At 62.9% G+C, this 15108-nt stretch carries 15 protein-coding genes; 9 read left to right on the forward strand and 6 right to left on the reverse strand.

Annotated features, from left to right (window positions below; genetic code table 11):
* Positions 1-116 precede the first annotated feature (116 nt).
* Positions 117-548, reverse strand: a complete 432-nt coding sequence (locus ACSMXM_RS13280; RefSeq protein WP_460316820.1) for a hypothetical protein — start codon at positions 546-548, stop codon at positions 117-119.
* Positions 541-1767 carry an argininosuccinate synthase gene (locus tag ACSMXM_RS13285; protein ID WP_460316821.1) on the reverse strand — a complete coding sequence of 409 codons (1227 nt, stop codon included), beginning with the start codon at positions 1765-1767 and terminating at the stop codon, positions 541-543. Before ACSMXM_RS13285 ends, ACSMXM_RS13280 begins: the two co-directional genes overlap by 8 nt.
* A 118-nt stretch (positions 1768-1885) precedes the next feature.
* On the opposite strand from ACSMXM_RS13285, the gene ACSMXM_RS13290 reads away from it, so the two are divergent.
* From ACSMXM_RS13290 to ACSMXM_RS13300, 3 genes are all read left to right on the forward strand, one after another.
* Positions 1886-2413 carry an EF-hand domain-containing protein gene (locus ACSMXM_RS13290; protein ID WP_460316822.1) on the forward strand — a complete coding sequence of 176 codons (528 nt, stop codon included), beginning with the start codon at positions 1886-1888 and terminating at the stop codon, positions 2411-2413.
* Between the two features lie 196 nt (positions 2414-2609).
* Positions 2610-3806 (forward strand): phospholipase A, encoded by a 1197-nt coding sequence (locus ACSMXM_RS13295; protein ID WP_460316824.1) that lies wholly within the window; start codon positions 2610-2612, stop codon positions 3804-3806.
* 95 nt (positions 3807-3901) lie between these two features.
* A complete protein-coding gene (locus tag ACSMXM_RS13300; protein WP_460316825.1) occupies positions 3902-4642 on the forward strand; it encodes a sterol desaturase family protein in 741 nt (246 codons plus the stop codon).
* Here the strand turns inward: ACSMXM_RS13300 and ACSMXM_RS13305 are convergent.
* Complete coding sequence (locus tag ACSMXM_RS13305; RefSeq protein ID WP_460316826.1) at positions 4558-5829, reverse strand: class I SAM-dependent methyltransferase; 1272 nt, start codon at positions 5827-5829, stop codon at positions 4558-4560. The two genes, ACSMXM_RS13300 and ACSMXM_RS13305, sit on opposite strands and share 85 nt — an antisense overlap.
* A gap of 343 nt (positions 5830-6172) precedes the next feature.
* Here ACSMXM_RS13305 and ACSMXM_RS13310 point away from each other — a divergent pair, with 343 nt between their 5' ends.
* The gene (locus ACSMXM_RS13310) at positions 6173-6802 is read left to right on the forward strand and encodes a septal ring lytic transglycosylase RlpA family protein (RefSeq protein ID WP_460316827.1); all 630 of its coding nucleotides are present in this window, start codon (positions 6173-6175) and stop codon (positions 6800-6802) included.
* Between the two features lie 126 nt (positions 6803-6928).
* Here ACSMXM_RS13310 and ACSMXM_RS13315 read toward each other — a convergent pair whose 3' ends face one another.
* Both ACSMXM_RS13315 and ACSMXM_RS13320 read right to left on the reverse strand, forming a co-directional pair.
* Positions 6929-8191, reverse strand: a complete 1263-nt coding sequence (locus tag ACSMXM_RS13315; protein ID WP_460316828.1) for a dipeptidase — start codon at positions 8189-8191, stop codon at positions 6929-6931.
* A 114-nt stretch (positions 8192-8305) separates the two neighbouring features.
* Positions 8306-8443, reverse strand: a complete 138-nt coding sequence (locus tag ACSMXM_RS13320; RefSeq protein ID WP_460316829.1) for a DUF1674 domain-containing protein — start codon at positions 8441-8443, stop codon at positions 8306-8308.
* A gap of 77 nt (positions 8444-8520) precedes the next feature.
* Between ACSMXM_RS13320 and ACSMXM_RS13325 the strand changes: the two genes are divergently transcribed.
* The 5 genes from ACSMXM_RS13325 (at position 8521) to purH (ending at position 14554) form a co-directional block, all read left to right on the forward strand.
* Positions 8521-9381 (forward strand): SDR family NAD(P)-dependent oxidoreductase, encoded by an 861-nt coding sequence (locus ACSMXM_RS13325; RefSeq protein WP_460316830.1) that lies wholly within the window; start codon positions 8521-8523, stop codon positions 9379-9381.
* Positions 9378-10643: an RsmB/NOP family class I SAM-dependent RNA methyltransferase gene (locus ACSMXM_RS13330; protein ID WP_460317608.1), complete on the forward strand. Its 1266-nt coding sequence runs from the start codon at positions 9378-9380 to the stop codon at positions 10641-10643. The genes ACSMXM_RS13325 and ACSMXM_RS13330 overlap by 4 nt, the downstream gene beginning before the upstream one ends.
* An 86-nt stretch (positions 10644-10729) precedes the next feature.
* Positions 10730-11386, forward strand: a complete 657-nt coding sequence (gene rpe / locus ACSMXM_RS13335; RefSeq protein WP_460316831.1) for a ribulose-phosphate 3-epimerase — start codon at positions 10730-10732, stop codon at positions 11384-11386.
* Positions 11383-12966, forward strand: a complete 1584-nt coding sequence (locus ACSMXM_RS13340) for a heparinase II/III family protein (RefSeq protein WP_460316833.1) — start codon at positions 11383-11385, stop codon at positions 12964-12966. The genes rpe and ACSMXM_RS13340 overlap by 4 nt, the downstream gene beginning before the upstream one ends.
* A gap of 1 nt (position 12967) precedes the next feature.
* The gene (gene purH, locus ACSMXM_RS13345; protein WP_460316834.1) at positions 12968-14554 is read left to right on the forward strand and encodes a bifunctional phosphoribosylaminoimidazolecarboxamide formyltransferase/IMP cyclohydrolase; all 1587 of its coding nucleotides are present in this window, start codon (positions 12968-12970) and stop codon (positions 14552-14554) included.
* A gap of 63 nt (positions 14555-14617) precedes the next feature.
* Here purH and ACSMXM_RS13350 read toward each other — a convergent pair whose 3' ends face one another.
* Positions 14618-15106 (reverse strand): YybH family protein, encoded by a 489-nt coding sequence (locus ACSMXM_RS13350; protein ID WP_460316835.1) that lies wholly within the window; start codon positions 15104-15106, stop codon positions 14618-14620.
* Between the last annotated feature and the right edge of the window lie 2 nt (positions 15107-15108).

A 15108-nucleotide genomic window follows, 5' to 3' on the forward strand; every position in this document is an offset into this window, starting at 1 on the left:
GAACGCTGAATTGGTTTCAGGAACTGCATTGCAGCAAAAGGTTTAAAAGACTGGTTAAGAAAGGCCTGTCGCATCGACGGGGGCAGAAAATCGCATCTCAGGCCGTGGGTTTGTGGCTACCAGCCCGCTGTTGCCCAGGCCGCGACTTCCTCCGTGGCGTCGACGGCGACGATGGCCCACACATTGTCTTCTGCCGCCAGCGTATAAAGCGTTTCGAAGCGCAGCCTCTCTTCGCCATTTTCCCCCGTCAGGCGCCAGCCTACGCGCGCGGCGGCGGCCTGTTCGCCGGGCAATTCGCGCGCTTCCAGCAAGGTCGGCGTTACGATCTCGACGCCGTTTTCCTCATACTTCCACAGGATCGCGTCCATATTCTCGCGCACTTCCTCGGTCGTTTCCAGGAAGATGGTTTCCTGTCCACGACGAATCCCGTGCGGTGTCGCCAGGAACGACAGGATGACATCCTCGTCATTCGCATTGATCGCGGCCGCGTAATTGTCGAAAAATTCCGACAATACGCCGGCCAGCGACGGGGCGATGGGATCAGCCACCGCGCTTCCTTTGCCCCAGCAGGCGCAGGCGCAGGGCGTTCAGGCGGATGAACCCCTCCGCATCGCGCTGGTTGTAGCGGCCCTTGTCATCCTCGAACGTGACCACGTCCTGGCTGTAGAGGTTAAAGCTGACATCCGCCTTGCGGCCGACGGTCTGAACGCTGCCCTTGTACAGTTTCAGCCGCACCGTGCCGGTGACGTCCTTCTGGCTGTGATCAATGGCGGCTTGCAGCATCTCCCGCTCCGGGCTGAACCACAGGCCGTTGTAGATCAGCTCCGCATAGCGCGGCATCAGCTCGTCCTTCAGGTGGGTCGCGCCGCGGTCCAGCGTCAGCTGCTCGATACCGCGATGCGCCTCCAGATAGATGGTGCCGCCCGGCGTTTCGTACATGCCGCGGGACTTCATGCCGACGAAGCGGTTCTCGACCATATCAAGGCGACCGATGCCATGGCGGCGGCCATATTCGTTCAACGCCTCCAGCAGGGTGGCCGGGCTCATCGCTTCGCCGTTCAGCGCGACGCCGTCGCCATGTTCGAAGTCGACCTCGACATATTCCGGCTTGTCGGGCGCATCCTCCGGATTGACCGTGCGGGAATAGACATAGTCCGGCACCTCGTCCCACGGGTCTTCCAGCACCTTTCCTTCGGAGGAGGTGTGCAGCATGTTCGCGTCGGTCGAAAAGGGTGCCTCGCCGCGCTTGTCCTTGGCGACCTCGATGCCGTGCTCCTCGGCAAAGGCGATCAGGCGCGTGCGGCTGGTCAGATCCCATTCCCGCCAGGGAGCGATGACGCGGATGTCCGGGTCCAGTGCATAATAGCCGAGTTCAAAGCGGACCTGATCATTGCCCTTGCCGGTGGCACCATGGCTGACCGCGTCGGCGCCGACCTGGTGCGCGATCTCGATCTGGCGCTTGGAAATCAGCGGCCGTGCGATGGACGTGCCCAGCAGATACAGCCCCTCATAAAGCGCATTGGCGCGCATCATCGGAAAGACATAGTCGCGCACGAATTCTTCGCGCAGGTCGTCGATGAAAATATGTTCGGGCTTCACCCCGGCGGCCAGCGCCTTCTTGCGTGCAGGTTCCAGCTCCTCGCCCTGGCCCAGATCGGCGGTGAACGTCACCACCTCGCACTGATATTCGGTTTGCAGCCATTTCAGGATGACACTGGTGTCGAGGCCACCGGAATAGGCAAGGACGACACGTTTGATCTCGGGCATGTTTCTAGGCCTTGGGAAAGAGGGACGGGCGGGCTTTCGCAAAGATGAAGGGGACGTTCAAGGGATATGCACCGACGGCCCCGTATTCCTCTACGACAGTCAGTGAGGAGTGTCGAAAATGAAGAACGAATTTCTGATCGCGGCCAGCATGGCCACCCTGTTCGCTGCGGGCGCACATGCCGCACCGGACGATGGCGGGCCAAAGCGCGGCGCCGATATGGACCGCGCCGATGTCGAGGCACGCGTGACCGATCATTTCCAGAAAATGGACGCCGATTCCGATGGCACGGTGACTGAGGCCGAGGTGAAGGCCGCGCGTGAAACAATGATGGCGGAGCGTAGCGGCAAAATGTTCGCCAAGGCCGATACCGACGGCAATGGCGCTATCAGCGAGGCGGAATGGAATGCCATGGCCGAAAAGCGCGGCGGCAAGCGTGCCGGCGCTCGGCATAAGGGCGGCAATATGATGATGCGCGCCGATGCAGATGGCGATGGCCGTATCACCCTCGCGGAGGCGAAGGCGCCCGCCCTCGATCGTTTCGATCGCGCGGACACCGACAAGGACGGCACCGTGACCGCCGCCGAGCGCCGCGCGCAGTGGCAGTCAATGCGGGCGGAACGCGGGAAGGGGCGAACTGCCGAATAGAGTTTACCGAATACGCGCCTTTCCCCCCATTTGGGCGCGTGACATGGGGGCGGACGACCGGCGATCCGGTTTTCCCCCTTTGACGGCCCGCCGCCGCCCCCGTGCGTAGCGAAGGATCGGCACCCTCCCTCCCTTGGGTGTCGGTCCTTTTCTCTTTTTGTGATCCTTTTAAGACGGCAATTGGTAAGAGCGGGGCATGAACAGCTTTCCTTCCCTTGCCGTTCGGGCATTTCTTCTCTGCCTGTTTGCCGCGCCCTCCCTGGCGACGGAAATTATCATCGGTTCCGTCCAGCCGGGCGTCGACCCTGGTACGCCAGAGATTGGACTGGTGTTCCTGAACGACAGTGCCCAAGCGCTAACCCTGCCTCAGCGGCTCGATGCTACCATTGTGAAGGATGGGCAGTCGACGCCCGTGGTCCTCGACCTGCTGGGCAGTCCGCAGACGGTCGCGCCCGGTGCCTTTGCGAAGCCCGTGTACCGGTTTGCGTTGCCCGACAGATTGTCGACAGGCGGGCCGGTCCGTATCGAAATGGCCGGCGATATGCCGGCATCGGCGGCGGTGATCCTGCCCGCCCCGACAGTGACAGAGGCTCCGCCGGTCGAACTGGCGGCGGTTCCGCCCGACAGCCGCCCGGAACCCGACGCGCTGCAGGATTCACCGCAGGCCGACGGCGCTCTTAATTTTTCCACCTATCGTCCCATGTATGCGCTGCTGGGTACATCGCCGTTGAACGCAAAGCTGCAGTTCAGCTTCAAATATGCGCTGGTCGATCCCGATTCGGGAACAGCATCCCGGCTGTCCTTCCTGCGCGGCATCTATTTCGGATATACACAGACGATGTTCTGGGATCTGGGCGTCGAAAGTTCGCCCTTCCGCTCCATAGATTTCCAGCCGGAGCTGTTTTATCGATATCGCAGCGATCTTGCCCTTGCCTCCCTGCAGGGATCGGACGTGAATGTTCAGGCGGGCGTCAAACATTATTCCAATGGCCGCGAGGAGCCATTCAGCCGCAGTTTCAACACCGTCTATCTGGAACCGTCCGTCAGCGTGCCGATTGGCGATTCCTTTCGCCTGACCGCCGCGCCCCGTGCGTTCATATACTTCGGCGATCTGGAGGATAATCCCGATATCGACGAATTTCGCGGCCATTCGGGCCTGCGCCTAACGCTGGTGCGCGACGACGGCGCGCGGCTGGAGACAGCGGCCCTCGGCTTCATCGGGACGGGCCGGGGCAGCGTACAGACCGACCTCAGCTATCCGATCAAGGGCGGGTTTCTGGGCGATCTGAACCTTCGCCTGCATGGCCAGTTATTTGCCGGATATGGCGACAATCTGTTCGAATATGATCGCAAATCGACCCGGCTGCGGTTTGGAATCAGTCTGGTTCCGTGACGAGGCTGCGACCCCTGGGGACTGCGGCAGCGGTCGCGGGTGGGGCATTCGCGCTGGTCGCCTTAATGCGGCGTGAGGATCGTAAACCGCTGCGTATGCCGCGACAGCCGCGCGCCCGCCGCCAGTTGGACAATATCGTTCTGGGTGCCGGCAGCCTTCTTGTCGCGGGCGCCGTGCAAAATTACGCGCTCGCCCCGCTTTTGGCGCGCGATGCCGGCCGCTTTGGCGCCGTGCGCTTCCTCGCTCCCTGCCTCCGTCCGCTCGCGGGGTTTCTGGCGCTCGACTGGGCGATGTACTGGTGGCACCGCTGGACGCATGTTTATGCGCCTTTGTGGCGATTCCACCGGGTCCACCATGTCGATCTGGACCTCGACATGTCGACGGCCATCCGATTTCACGCGGTGGACCAGGCGATATCGGCGCCGATGCGCATGGCGATGATCGTCTTGCTGGGCCCGGATGCGCGGACCCACGACGTTTGGAATCGGTTCTTTTTCCTCAGCGTGCTGTTTCATCACGCCAATATTCGCCTGCCGTGCAGGTGGGAGCGGCGGCTGGCGCTGTTCCTGACCACACCGCGCATGCACGGGATCCATCACATGGCACGTCGCGATGCCACCGATTCCAACTGGTCCAGCGGCATCAGCCTGTGGGACCGGCTGCATGGCAGCTTTCGCCTGGACATGCGGGCAGATGCCGTCCGCATGGGCGTCGCCGCCTATGCGCGCCGTCTCAATGTCCGGCAGTCGCTCTACCTGCCCATTGCCGACACGCGGGACGACTGGGGCGCAGGCGATTCCGCGCTTCGCAGCAGCGCCTCCCTTTCCGCGAGATAGTCCCGCGTCAGGGGCAGGGCATAGCGGTCGCGGACATATTGAACCTGATAATTGCACATCCCGCCGGTCAGGAACGACATTTCCGCGCCCGCCAGGTAAAGCGTCCACATGCGGTAGAAACGTTCGTCGTACAGCGCGACGATGCGGTCCTTTGCCGACTTCGTCCGATCGTACCAGATCCTCAACGTCTTGGCATAATGCAGGCGCAAGGTTTCGGTATCGGTCATGATCAGCTTCTCGCGCTCGCTCGCCGAAACGATCTCTGACAAAGCAGGGATGTAACCGCCGGGGAAAATATATTTGGACGTAAAGCTGTCGGTGACGCCGGGTCCGCCCATGCGCCCGATGGTGTGCAGCAGCATCACGCCGTCCTGTGCCAGCAGGTTGCGGCACTTTCGAAAGAATTTCGCATAATGCGGCGGGCCGACATGTTCGAACATGCCGACGGACACGATGCGGTCAAAGCTGCCCTCCACATCCCGATAATCGATCAGTTCGAACGTAACGCGATCCGCCAGTCCTTCCTCCTCCGCCCGCCGGCGCGCGACCTTCAATTGTTCTCGCGACAGCGTGATCCCCTTCACGCGCACGTCGAAGGTCCGCGCTAGGTACAGCGCCATGCCCCCCCAGCCGCAGCCGATATCGAGAACCGTGTGTCCCGGCTCCAGGGCTAGCTTTGCGGCGATATGCCGTTTCTTTGCCAGCTGCGCGGTGTCCAGATCGGTGACGCCGTCCTCGAAATAGGCGCAGCTATATTGCCAGTCCTCGTCCAGGAACAATTTATATAGGTCGTCCGACAGATCGTAATGATGGGCGACGTTGCGTTCTGAACGCTGCTTCCAGTTGAAGCGATCCAGGCGCGCGCGCAGTCTCGTCAGCCGACGTTTCAGCCCCTGCCCCTCTATAGTGCGGCCCGTACCGAAGCTGTTATTGCGTTTGATCAGATACAGGAAATCGCGAATATCGCCGCCTTCTATAGACAGGCGGCCGTCCATGAACGCCTCTGTAAATCCCAGGCCGATATTGCTGACGATCGCGCGCGCCACTCCGGAATCATGCAGCCGCAGCGTCAAATGGCCGTAATCGGGGTCCGGTGCGCCGAATGTCCGGCGCTTGCCATTCGCGCCCACCACCGTCAGCTCACCCCGCCGGATGAGACGATCAAGAATATGGTTCAACAGCCACATATTCCGGTCCCCTTCTTCTCTGCCAAAAGGTGAGGATCGATTAATTCGCTCTCCGCCAGAGTAAAGAGGCAGGATCGGCGGCTTTCGCGCGATTCGCGCGCGCTTGCGTCGACCGGAATTCCTCGATCGAGTCTGCGGCCAGTTGTGCTTGAACCGCGCCCGGATGGTGCGCGGCGGGCTGGTGCATGGCCTGTGGCAACTGGTAATCTAATATCGACTGGCCGTGTGGGTGATCTGAGGCCAGCACAAAATTCAAGGCTTCGTCGTTCCGGCGTCGGGGGCGTTCCGGGGCGATGCCGGAACAAGAAATATCCTTATCCGTTCATAGGTTATGGGCATATTGATGACGAAAGAAGCCATGCTTCCCGGTCGACGCGCCCGGCTGAAGGCATTTCTGAAATTAAAGACCGAGCACCGCTTGGCGCGAATGGCTGTGGGTGTCAGTGCCGTGGCGATTGCCGGCGCGGGTCTGGCAGACGCGCACCTCTACACCGCGCCACCCGCCGATGTCCTGCTTGAGGGTCAGGAAGCCGGCGACGGCGCTCTCTCCGGCGCAATCGTGCCGGAGCCGGGATTTGCGAGCGAAATGCCGATCATCCTGCCGGAACCGCGCGCCGATTCCGCCACGGACCCACTGGTAGAGGCTGCTGCCGAGGCTGTTGAAGCTGCGGCAGAGGAAATCGGCCTGGGCGAGGCGAGCTATTATGGCGACCGTTTCGCTGGACGTTCCACCGCCAGCGGGGAAGCCTTTGATCCCGCCCTGTTGACTGCTGCGCACCGCACCCTGCCGCTGGGCAGCACTGTTCGGGTAACCCATATGGACTCGGGAGAAAGCGTCGTCGTGAAAATCAACGACCGTGGCCCGTTCCACGGCCAGCGCATTATCGACCTGTCAAAAGCGGCTGCCCGCAAGATCGGCATGCTGGGTGCCGGCAAGGCGCGGGTGAAGCTGGAACTGCTGCGCCGCAGCTAACGGGCGGCACGCCCGATAGCCCGCGCGCGGTAGGGCGGTGGCCCTCAGAAGTGAGGGAGGCGAGCCAGATTCCCCGCCTCCCCAAAATTTCTTCCACGAGCCTGACGACCCGACGGAGCGCTGATTCTATTCGCTTTCCGTGAACAGGACTTCGCTGGGCCCGCGTTCGGTCTGCAAGCGGGCGGCAACCGCTTCGGCCTGTTCCAGTGCCCGCAGGATATTGCCGCTGGAAATCTTCTTCAGCTCTTCCTCGGAATAGCCCCGCCGCAGCAGTTCGGCGAATAGGTCGGGATACGCCGCGACCGTCTCCATCCCGATGGCATAGCTGGGTACGCCGTCAAAATCGCCGCCCAGGCCGATAGCGTCGATTCCGGCAACCTGCTTGATATGGTCAATATGATCGGCAACATCGGAAATGGTCGCCTTTGGCGCTGGATTGGCGTTGCGCCATGCCTGCATGCCCCGATCCACCAGTTCGGGCTGATCCGGATGCAGGAATTCCAGCCGCGCCTTTTCCGCGGCTTCCTGCGCCCACCACTGGTTGAACGCGTCCTTCACGAAGCCTTCGACGAAGGTGACCATGATAACGCCGCCATTTTCAGGCAGACGCTGCAGAACCTCGTCCGGCACATTGCGAACATGGTCGGTGACCGCCCGCGCGGAGGAGTGCGAAAAGATGACCGGTGCCTGGCTCTCGTCCAGGGCGTCGTTCATCGCGGCTGCACTGACGTGGCTGAGGTCCACCAGCATGCCCAGCCGGTTCATCTCACGCACGACTTCCCGGCCGAACTGGCTCAGCCCGTTGGATTTCGGCAGGTCGGTCGCACTGTCCGCCCAGGCGAGACTCTCGCCGTGCGTCAACGTCATGTAACGTGCGCCAAGGTCGTAGAACTGGCGCAGAACCGCCAGCGAATTGGCAATCGAATGGCCGCCCTCGACTCCGTACATGCCGGCAACCCGCCCAGAGGCCATGATGCGACGCACATCCTCAGCGGTCAGGGCCTTCGCCATGCTATCGGGATTGGCCGCGATCAGCCTGTCGGTAAGGTCGATCTGTTCCAGCGTCTGCACGACCGCCTCTGGCTCTGGCAGGCTGGCGGGCACATATACCGACCAGAATTGCGCGCCGACATGGCCTGCCTTCATCATTTCCGCATCGGTTGCGACGTCGGCTTTGAAACGTTCCGTCAGGCGCGCATAGGGAAAATCGGACACGCGCTGGTCGTTCAGCTCGCGGATCTTGCCCGGCAGGTCGTTGTGACCATCAAACACGGGCTGTTCGCTCAGGATCGCGTCTATGCGAGCGTTCTCGTCCTGCGCGGTGGCAGGTGCGGCCATCGCGGCCATCCCCAGAACAAGTGAAAGCGAGGCGGCGACTGGACGAAACATTGGGAAACTCCCCCATATATGCAGATCAGGGCCGGACGACAGGAATGGCGCCAGCCTGCGGTAACCCGCCGGGAGTGTCATCGCCCCCTCGGGTCGTGGACCGCCTTGGCGCGGTCAGAAATCGACCGCAATGCCTTTTTTCTCCCAGTCGCCGTAGCGCGTGGGCTCGGGCCCCTTGCGGCCACCGACTTCCTTCTGGTCGGTTTTTACGGGTTCCGGTTCGGGCGGTGGCGGCGTATCGGTCTTGCTCATATTTCGCACTGTAACGGCTTTCCGCCTTTGACGCTAAGAGCGAATTGAACTTCTTGCGCGGAAAGGGATCGGCGGACATGTTATCGTTGAACGGTCGAACGATCGCGCTGACGGGCGCCGGCAGCGGCATCGGCCGCGCGCTTGCCGTTGGGTTGGCGCGCAAGGGGGCGACCGTTGCCCTGGCCGACCGGGATGCAGAGGGGTTGGCGGACACCAGCCGCATGCTGGGGGATTATCCGCATTCGACGCGCCTGTTCGATGTCACGGACCCCGGCGTTCTGGAGGCGTGGATAGACGAGACTGCGGCGGAATTTGGTGCCATGCACGGGATCATCAACAATGCAGGCCTCAGCGTGATTGCGCCGTTCGAACATATGCTGGCGGCAGACTTCGACCGCGTCATGGACGTGAATTTCAATGCCGTGGTCCGGGGATGCCGGGCCGCCCTGCCGCATGTGAAGGCAACCGACGGCGGCTGGATCGTGAATATTTCCAGTGTGTTCGGCCTGATGGGCTATCCAACGCAGAGCGCCTACAACGCCTCCAAGTTCGCCGTGCGCGGCCTCAGCGAGGCAATGCACCTGGAACTGGGCATGACGGCGCCGCACGTTCGCGTGATGCGTGTCCATCCCGGGGGCATAAAGACCCGTGTTGCGCACAATGCTAAATTCATCCGCGGGATGGAGGGGGCCGGAGATCAAGCCGCGCCTGGGGGCATGCATGATCCGGGCGGCTTTGTCGCCGCCAGCCCTACATCGCCCGAAGCGGCGGCTGACGCGATCATCCGGGGGATGGAGACAGGCAGGCACCGAATCCTTATTGGCCGGGACGCCCGCATGGTCGACTGGCTGACGCGGCTGATACCGGTGAATTATTGGCGCCGCATCGGCCCATTCCTTGGCGCGAAGGCCGCATCGAATAGGAAGGTTACATCCTGACCCAGCATCCCGCAGGCCTCCCCGCCCGCCGCGCCGCCCTTACCCTGTTGCAGGCCGTTCTGTGGCGCAAACAGGCACTTGAGGCGGCACTGCCGCGCGCGCTGAGAAAGATCGAGGCCCCTGCCGATCGCGGGCTGGCCCGATCCATCGCCAGCCTGACCTTGCGTTGGCTGCCTGACCTCGACGATCTGATCGACGGCGCGACGGACCGCACGCTGTCGACAGAGGCACCTGCACGCATGGTGCTAAGGATCGCGCTCACCCAGGCATTGGTGTTGAAAACGCCGGATCATGCGGTTGTCTCGACGGCGCTGCCTCTCGTCGAGGGCGCGCCCCGGCGTCTGGTGCATGGCGTGCTGGCCCACCTGCTGCGCGAAAGTGCCGAACTGCCCGACCATCCGACGTTGCCCGACCCCTGGGCGACGCGGTGGACGCTCAGCTGGGGGGAAGAGGTGGTTGCCGCGGCGGGAAGAAGCCTGGCCCAGCCCGCGCCGGTCGACTTGCAATTCGGCCGTGACTTTCCCGCGCCCGAGGGGGGCATCAGCCTGCTGCCAAATCATGTGCGGCTGCCCGCAGGCGGGCGCATCGAAGACATTCCCGGCTTTCAGGAGGGCGCCTGGTGGGTGCAGGATATTGCCGCCAGCCTGCCAGCCCGCATATTGGCGCCGACGCCGGGGGAACGCGTGCTCGACATGGCGGCGGCGCCCGGCGGTAAGACGATGCAGCTTGCCGCCGCAGGCGCGCAGGTTACCGCGCTCGATCCCAGCAATGTCAGGATCGAGCGCCTGCGCGAAAATCTGGCGCGTACCGGCCTGTCGGCAGAAATCGTCGAGACCGATGCCCTGGCTTATAAGGTGGACAGCCCGTTCGACGCGGTTTTGCTGGATGCGCCGTGTTCCGGCACGGGAATCTTCCGGCGGCATCCCGATGTTCTTCATCTGCGTCAGCCCAACCGCATGGGGGAGATCGTGGCGCTGCAGGCGCGCCTGCTGGATCATGCGGCATCGCTCACCCGTCCTGGTGGCCGTCTGGTCTATTCGGTATGTTCCCTGGAACGACGAGAGGGGGAGGAGCAGATCGCCGCCTTTCTGAAACGTATGCCGGGCTGGAACACAGCGCCCGACCCCACTGATCGATTGCCCAAGGGTGTCGAACTGACGGCGGCAGGTTGGGTAAGGACATTACCGGGAATGCTCGAATCCGTAGGCGGCCTGGATGGCTTCTTCATCGCCGCGCTGACGGCGCCGGAGCGGTCCGCCTGATATTCCGCCCCGAAAACGGGATGGTCCGCCAATTTTTCGGAACGCCCCGCTTTCAACCCTGTCCGCACCGCCCCTATATGGAGGGTATGAACGACATTCGCATCGCACCGTCCATCCTGTCCGCCGACTTTGCAAATTTGGGAGAGGAGGTGCGCGCCATCGACGCTGCGGGCGCGGATTATATCCATGTGGACGTGATGGACGGGCATTTCGTACCGAACATCACCATCGGGCCGGCGGTCGTGAAGGCGTTGCGCCCGCATACGCAAAAGCCGTTCGACGTTCATTTGATGATTGCGCCGGTGGACAACTATCTGGAAGCCTTTGCGGAGGCTGGTGCCGACATATTGAGCGTGCATCCCGAATCGGGCCCGCACCTTCATCGAACCATCCAGACCATCGCGTCCCTGGGAAAGCGCGCCGGGCTCGTCCTGAACCCCGCAACGCCGCTCGACATACTCGACCATGTGATAGACGATCTCGACCTGATTTTGGTGATGAGCGTCAATCCGGGCTTCGGCGGCCAAAGCTTCATCCATTCGCAGCTTAACAAGATCGAGGCGATCCGTAAGCGTATCGACGCGACGGGGAAGTCCATCGACCTGGAGGTGGATGGCGGCATTGATGCGGAAACTTCGCGTCTGGCGCGCTCTGCGGGCGCTGATGTGCTGGTCGCCGGCACGGCAACCTTCCGGGGTGGGCCGGACCGGTACGCGGCCAATATCGCAGCTTTGCGCGGGTGAGCCTCGCGGAACTATTGGGGTTTCGCCGCCGGGTTCCGGTACGCTTCCGCACGACCGTTGCGGATCCGATAGAGGGCGACCGGGCGCGTGGGCGGGCATTGACGCGTGGCGAGATTACGCTCGCTGGGGAAACGCTTTACCTGCGCGGCGCCGACTGGACGATGGCGGGCGCCTCGGACCGATTCCGCACCCATGTGCATGGATTCTACTGGCTGCGCGACATGGCGGGGGTTCTGCCGCCGGACCGCGGTGGGGAATTCGTGCGACCGATAATTTCCGGCTGGCTGGCTGCGCATGGTGACCCTGACGCCGACGCCTGGCGCGCCGACCGCATCGGCGCGCGGCTGGCCTTCTGGGCACTTTACGCACCCTATATTCTCGGCACGAACGACACCGACTATCGCTCTGCGGTTCTCAGTCATTACGTCCGCGCGGCAACCCATGCGGAGCGCAACATGGCAAAGGCGCCCCCCGGCTTGCCACGCATCGTGGCTGCCAGCGGTCTCGTCATTGCCGGCCTGCTGTTGGAACGTAATGAAAAGCGTCTCGCCCAGGCGGAGACCCTGCTGGACGGCGCCCTTGGATCCGTCGTCCTGCAACACGGTTTGCCGTCCAGCCGCGCGCCCGCCGATCTGATGGCGGTGATGGAGTGGCTGCATGTCCTGCGCACGGCCTACGAAGCCCGCGGAGAGGAGTGGCCCGAGGCGCAGCAGGGAGCCGACAGCCGTGCCCGCGCGGGCCTGCGCGCGGCACGACTGGGCGACGGCCGGCTAAGCGCCATGCACGGCGGGGACAATTATGCGCCTGCCCTGATCGACCATTATCTTGCCTGGCCGGGCAGGGCGGCGCGGGGTCTTGGCGCAGGTGCAGAATCCGGCCTCCAGCGCCTGGAAAGCGGGCGCACGGTCGTGACCGTGGATGCGGCGCCACCGCCCGATTCCGACATTAACGACCACGGCCATGCCGGCGCGCTCGCCTTTGAATTTTCCGATGGTGAGGAGCGGATCGTCACGAATGTCGGCGGCGCTCCGCGCGATCCGCGTCTGACGCAGGCTGTGCGGACGACGGCGGCGCATTCGACACTGACCGTGGATGACATCAATCAGAGCGAGTTGCGCGACGGCGAACCCCTTGGTTCCGGCGTCGACACGGTGGAGGTGTCACGACGCGAAAGCGAAGAGGGCCAGTGGCTTGACATGACGCACGACGGCTATCGTAAGCGTCTCGGTCTGATGCACGGACGCCGCCTGTTTCTGGCGGCGGGGGGGACGGACCTACGCGGGGAGGATCGGCTGGAGCCTGTTCAGCGGAAGGGGCGGCAGGAATATCCCTTCGCGCTGCGGTTCCACTTGGTTCCCGGAACGGATGTTGCCCCTACCGCCGACGGTCGCGGCGCCGTTGTGAAGACGGCGCAGGGCAAGATGTGGCAATTGAAGGTGTCTGCCGGTAATCTGACGGTAGACGCCAGCCTGTGGATCGACGAGGAGGGCCGCGCAAAGCCGTCGCGGCAACTGGTCGTGACCGGCGAAACCTCCGCCGACGGGGCGACTCTCCGCTGGCGCTTCAACAAGGTGAGATAGAATGATCGATCAGCTGCCCGTGCGGCGTGCACTCCTTTCCGTGTCGGACAAGGATGGCCTTGCCGCGTTTGGCCGCAAACTCGTCGCTGCCGGCGTCGAGCTGATTTCGACGGGCGGCACGGCCAAGGCTTTGCGCGATGCGGGACTAAAGGTCGCCGATGTCAGCGACGTCACCGGTTTCCCCGAAATGATGGATGGACGCGTAAAGACGCTGCATCCGCTAGTGCATGGCGGCCTGTTGGGTGTGCGCGGCAATAGCGAGCATGAAGCATCGATGGCCGAACATGGCATTGCACCGATCGACCTCGTTGTCGTCAATCTCTACCCATTTGCCGAAACGGTTGCGCGGGGGGCGCAGCGGGACGAAATCATAGAGAATATCGATATTGGCGGCCCGTCGATGGTGCGCTCGGCGGCAAAGAACCACGCTGCGGTTGCCATCGTAACCGATCCCGCGGACTATGATGCGATTGCAGCGGAAATCGAGGGCGGCGGTACCCGCCTCGCCACGCGCAAGAAACTGGCGGCAAAGGCTTTTGCCGCCACCGCCAGCTATGACAGCGCGATCGCATCCTGGTTCGCCTTCTCCGATCAGGGCGAGCAGTTCCCCGACATGCTGACCCTTTCCTTGAAACGCGGAGCGACGGAACTGCGCTATGGCGAAAACCCGCATCAGGCGGCAGCCATCTACATGCCCATGGGCCCGCACGGAAACGGCGTCGGTCAGGCGGAGCAGGTTCAGGGCAAGGCGCTCAGCTATAATAATCTGAACGATGCCGAGGGTGCGCTGGAATTGATCAGCGAATTTGTCGGGTCGCAGCCCACGATCGCCATCATAAAGCACGCCAATCCCTGCGGTGTTGCCGGGGCGGAGGACCTTGCCGCCGCCTATGCGGCGGCGCTTGCGTGCGATCCGGTGTCTGCGTTCGGCGGTATCATCGCCGCGAACCGCCCCCTCGACGAGGCGGCTGCCCGCGCCATCACCAACATCTTTACAGAGGTGGTGATCGCCCCCGATGCGGATGAGGCGGCGCGCGCCATTTTCGCGGAAAAGAAGAATTTGCGGCTGCTCCTGACCGGCGAGCTGCCTAACCCCACCCGTGGCGGGCTGACATTAAAGAGCATCAATGGCGGTTATCTCGTCCAGTCGCGCGACGATGGTCAATTGGCAGAAGAGATGCAGGTGGTGTCAAAACGCGCGCCGACGCTCGCAGAGATGGCAGACATGGCCTTTGCCTGGCGGGTTGCGAAACACGTCAAATCAAACGCCATCGTCTATGCGAAGGACGGCGCCACGGCGGGCATCGGTGCAGGTCAGATGAGCCGCCTTGATTCGGCCCGCATCGCCGCGTGGAAGGCGCGCGACGCGGCGGAGGCGGCTGGCTGGGCGGAATCCAGAACGATTGGCAGCGCGGTTGCCTCCGACGCATTCTTTCCCTTCGCCGATGGCCTGATCGCAGCGGCAGAGGCCGGAGCGACGGCAATTATCCAGCCGGGGGGATCGATCCGCGACGAGGAAGTGATCGCCGCCGCCGATGAGCGCGATCTCGCCATGGCGTTCACCGGGATGCGTCATTTCCGGCATTAACAGAAAATCAGTGGCGCCCACCCTCGGGATGGGCGCCACTGGCGCGTGGTCGTCGCAAACGGCTTAGTATCGGACGCCCTTCGCGGCGAGACGTTCATGAAGCCTTGGATCGACGGCGTCCTCATGCGCCCGCCGCAACTGGATCAATGACGCTTCGGGTGACTCGGCATAGTGGATGGCGCGCCATTCCCCCGCCTTCTGGCGTAGCACGATAGTGATACGAACTGGCCCGCCGAAGGGCTTCGGATAGAGCCGGTTTCCGGGGATGTAGGTGCTCCAATTAACGTGGAAAAATGCGATGGCGACATCGGGTGCCGCTTTGGCGGCATGCAGGGAATGCCAGGATAGCAGCCGTTCGGATGCGGACCGGTCGACATTCCAGTAGGACAGGACCGCATCCCAGCCATGAAACGGTTCGCACTCCTCTGCCAGATAGGTGACGGCAGGTTCATCCTCGTCCCATAGCGCCCGCATGCTTTTGACATCATAGCGGTTCCAGGCTTCGAAATAATCGTCCAGCCATGCGCTCAGTTCGGATTCCAGGCGGTCCATTA

It is taken from the genome of Pacificimonas sp. ICDLI1SI03, from assembly GCF_054740865.1.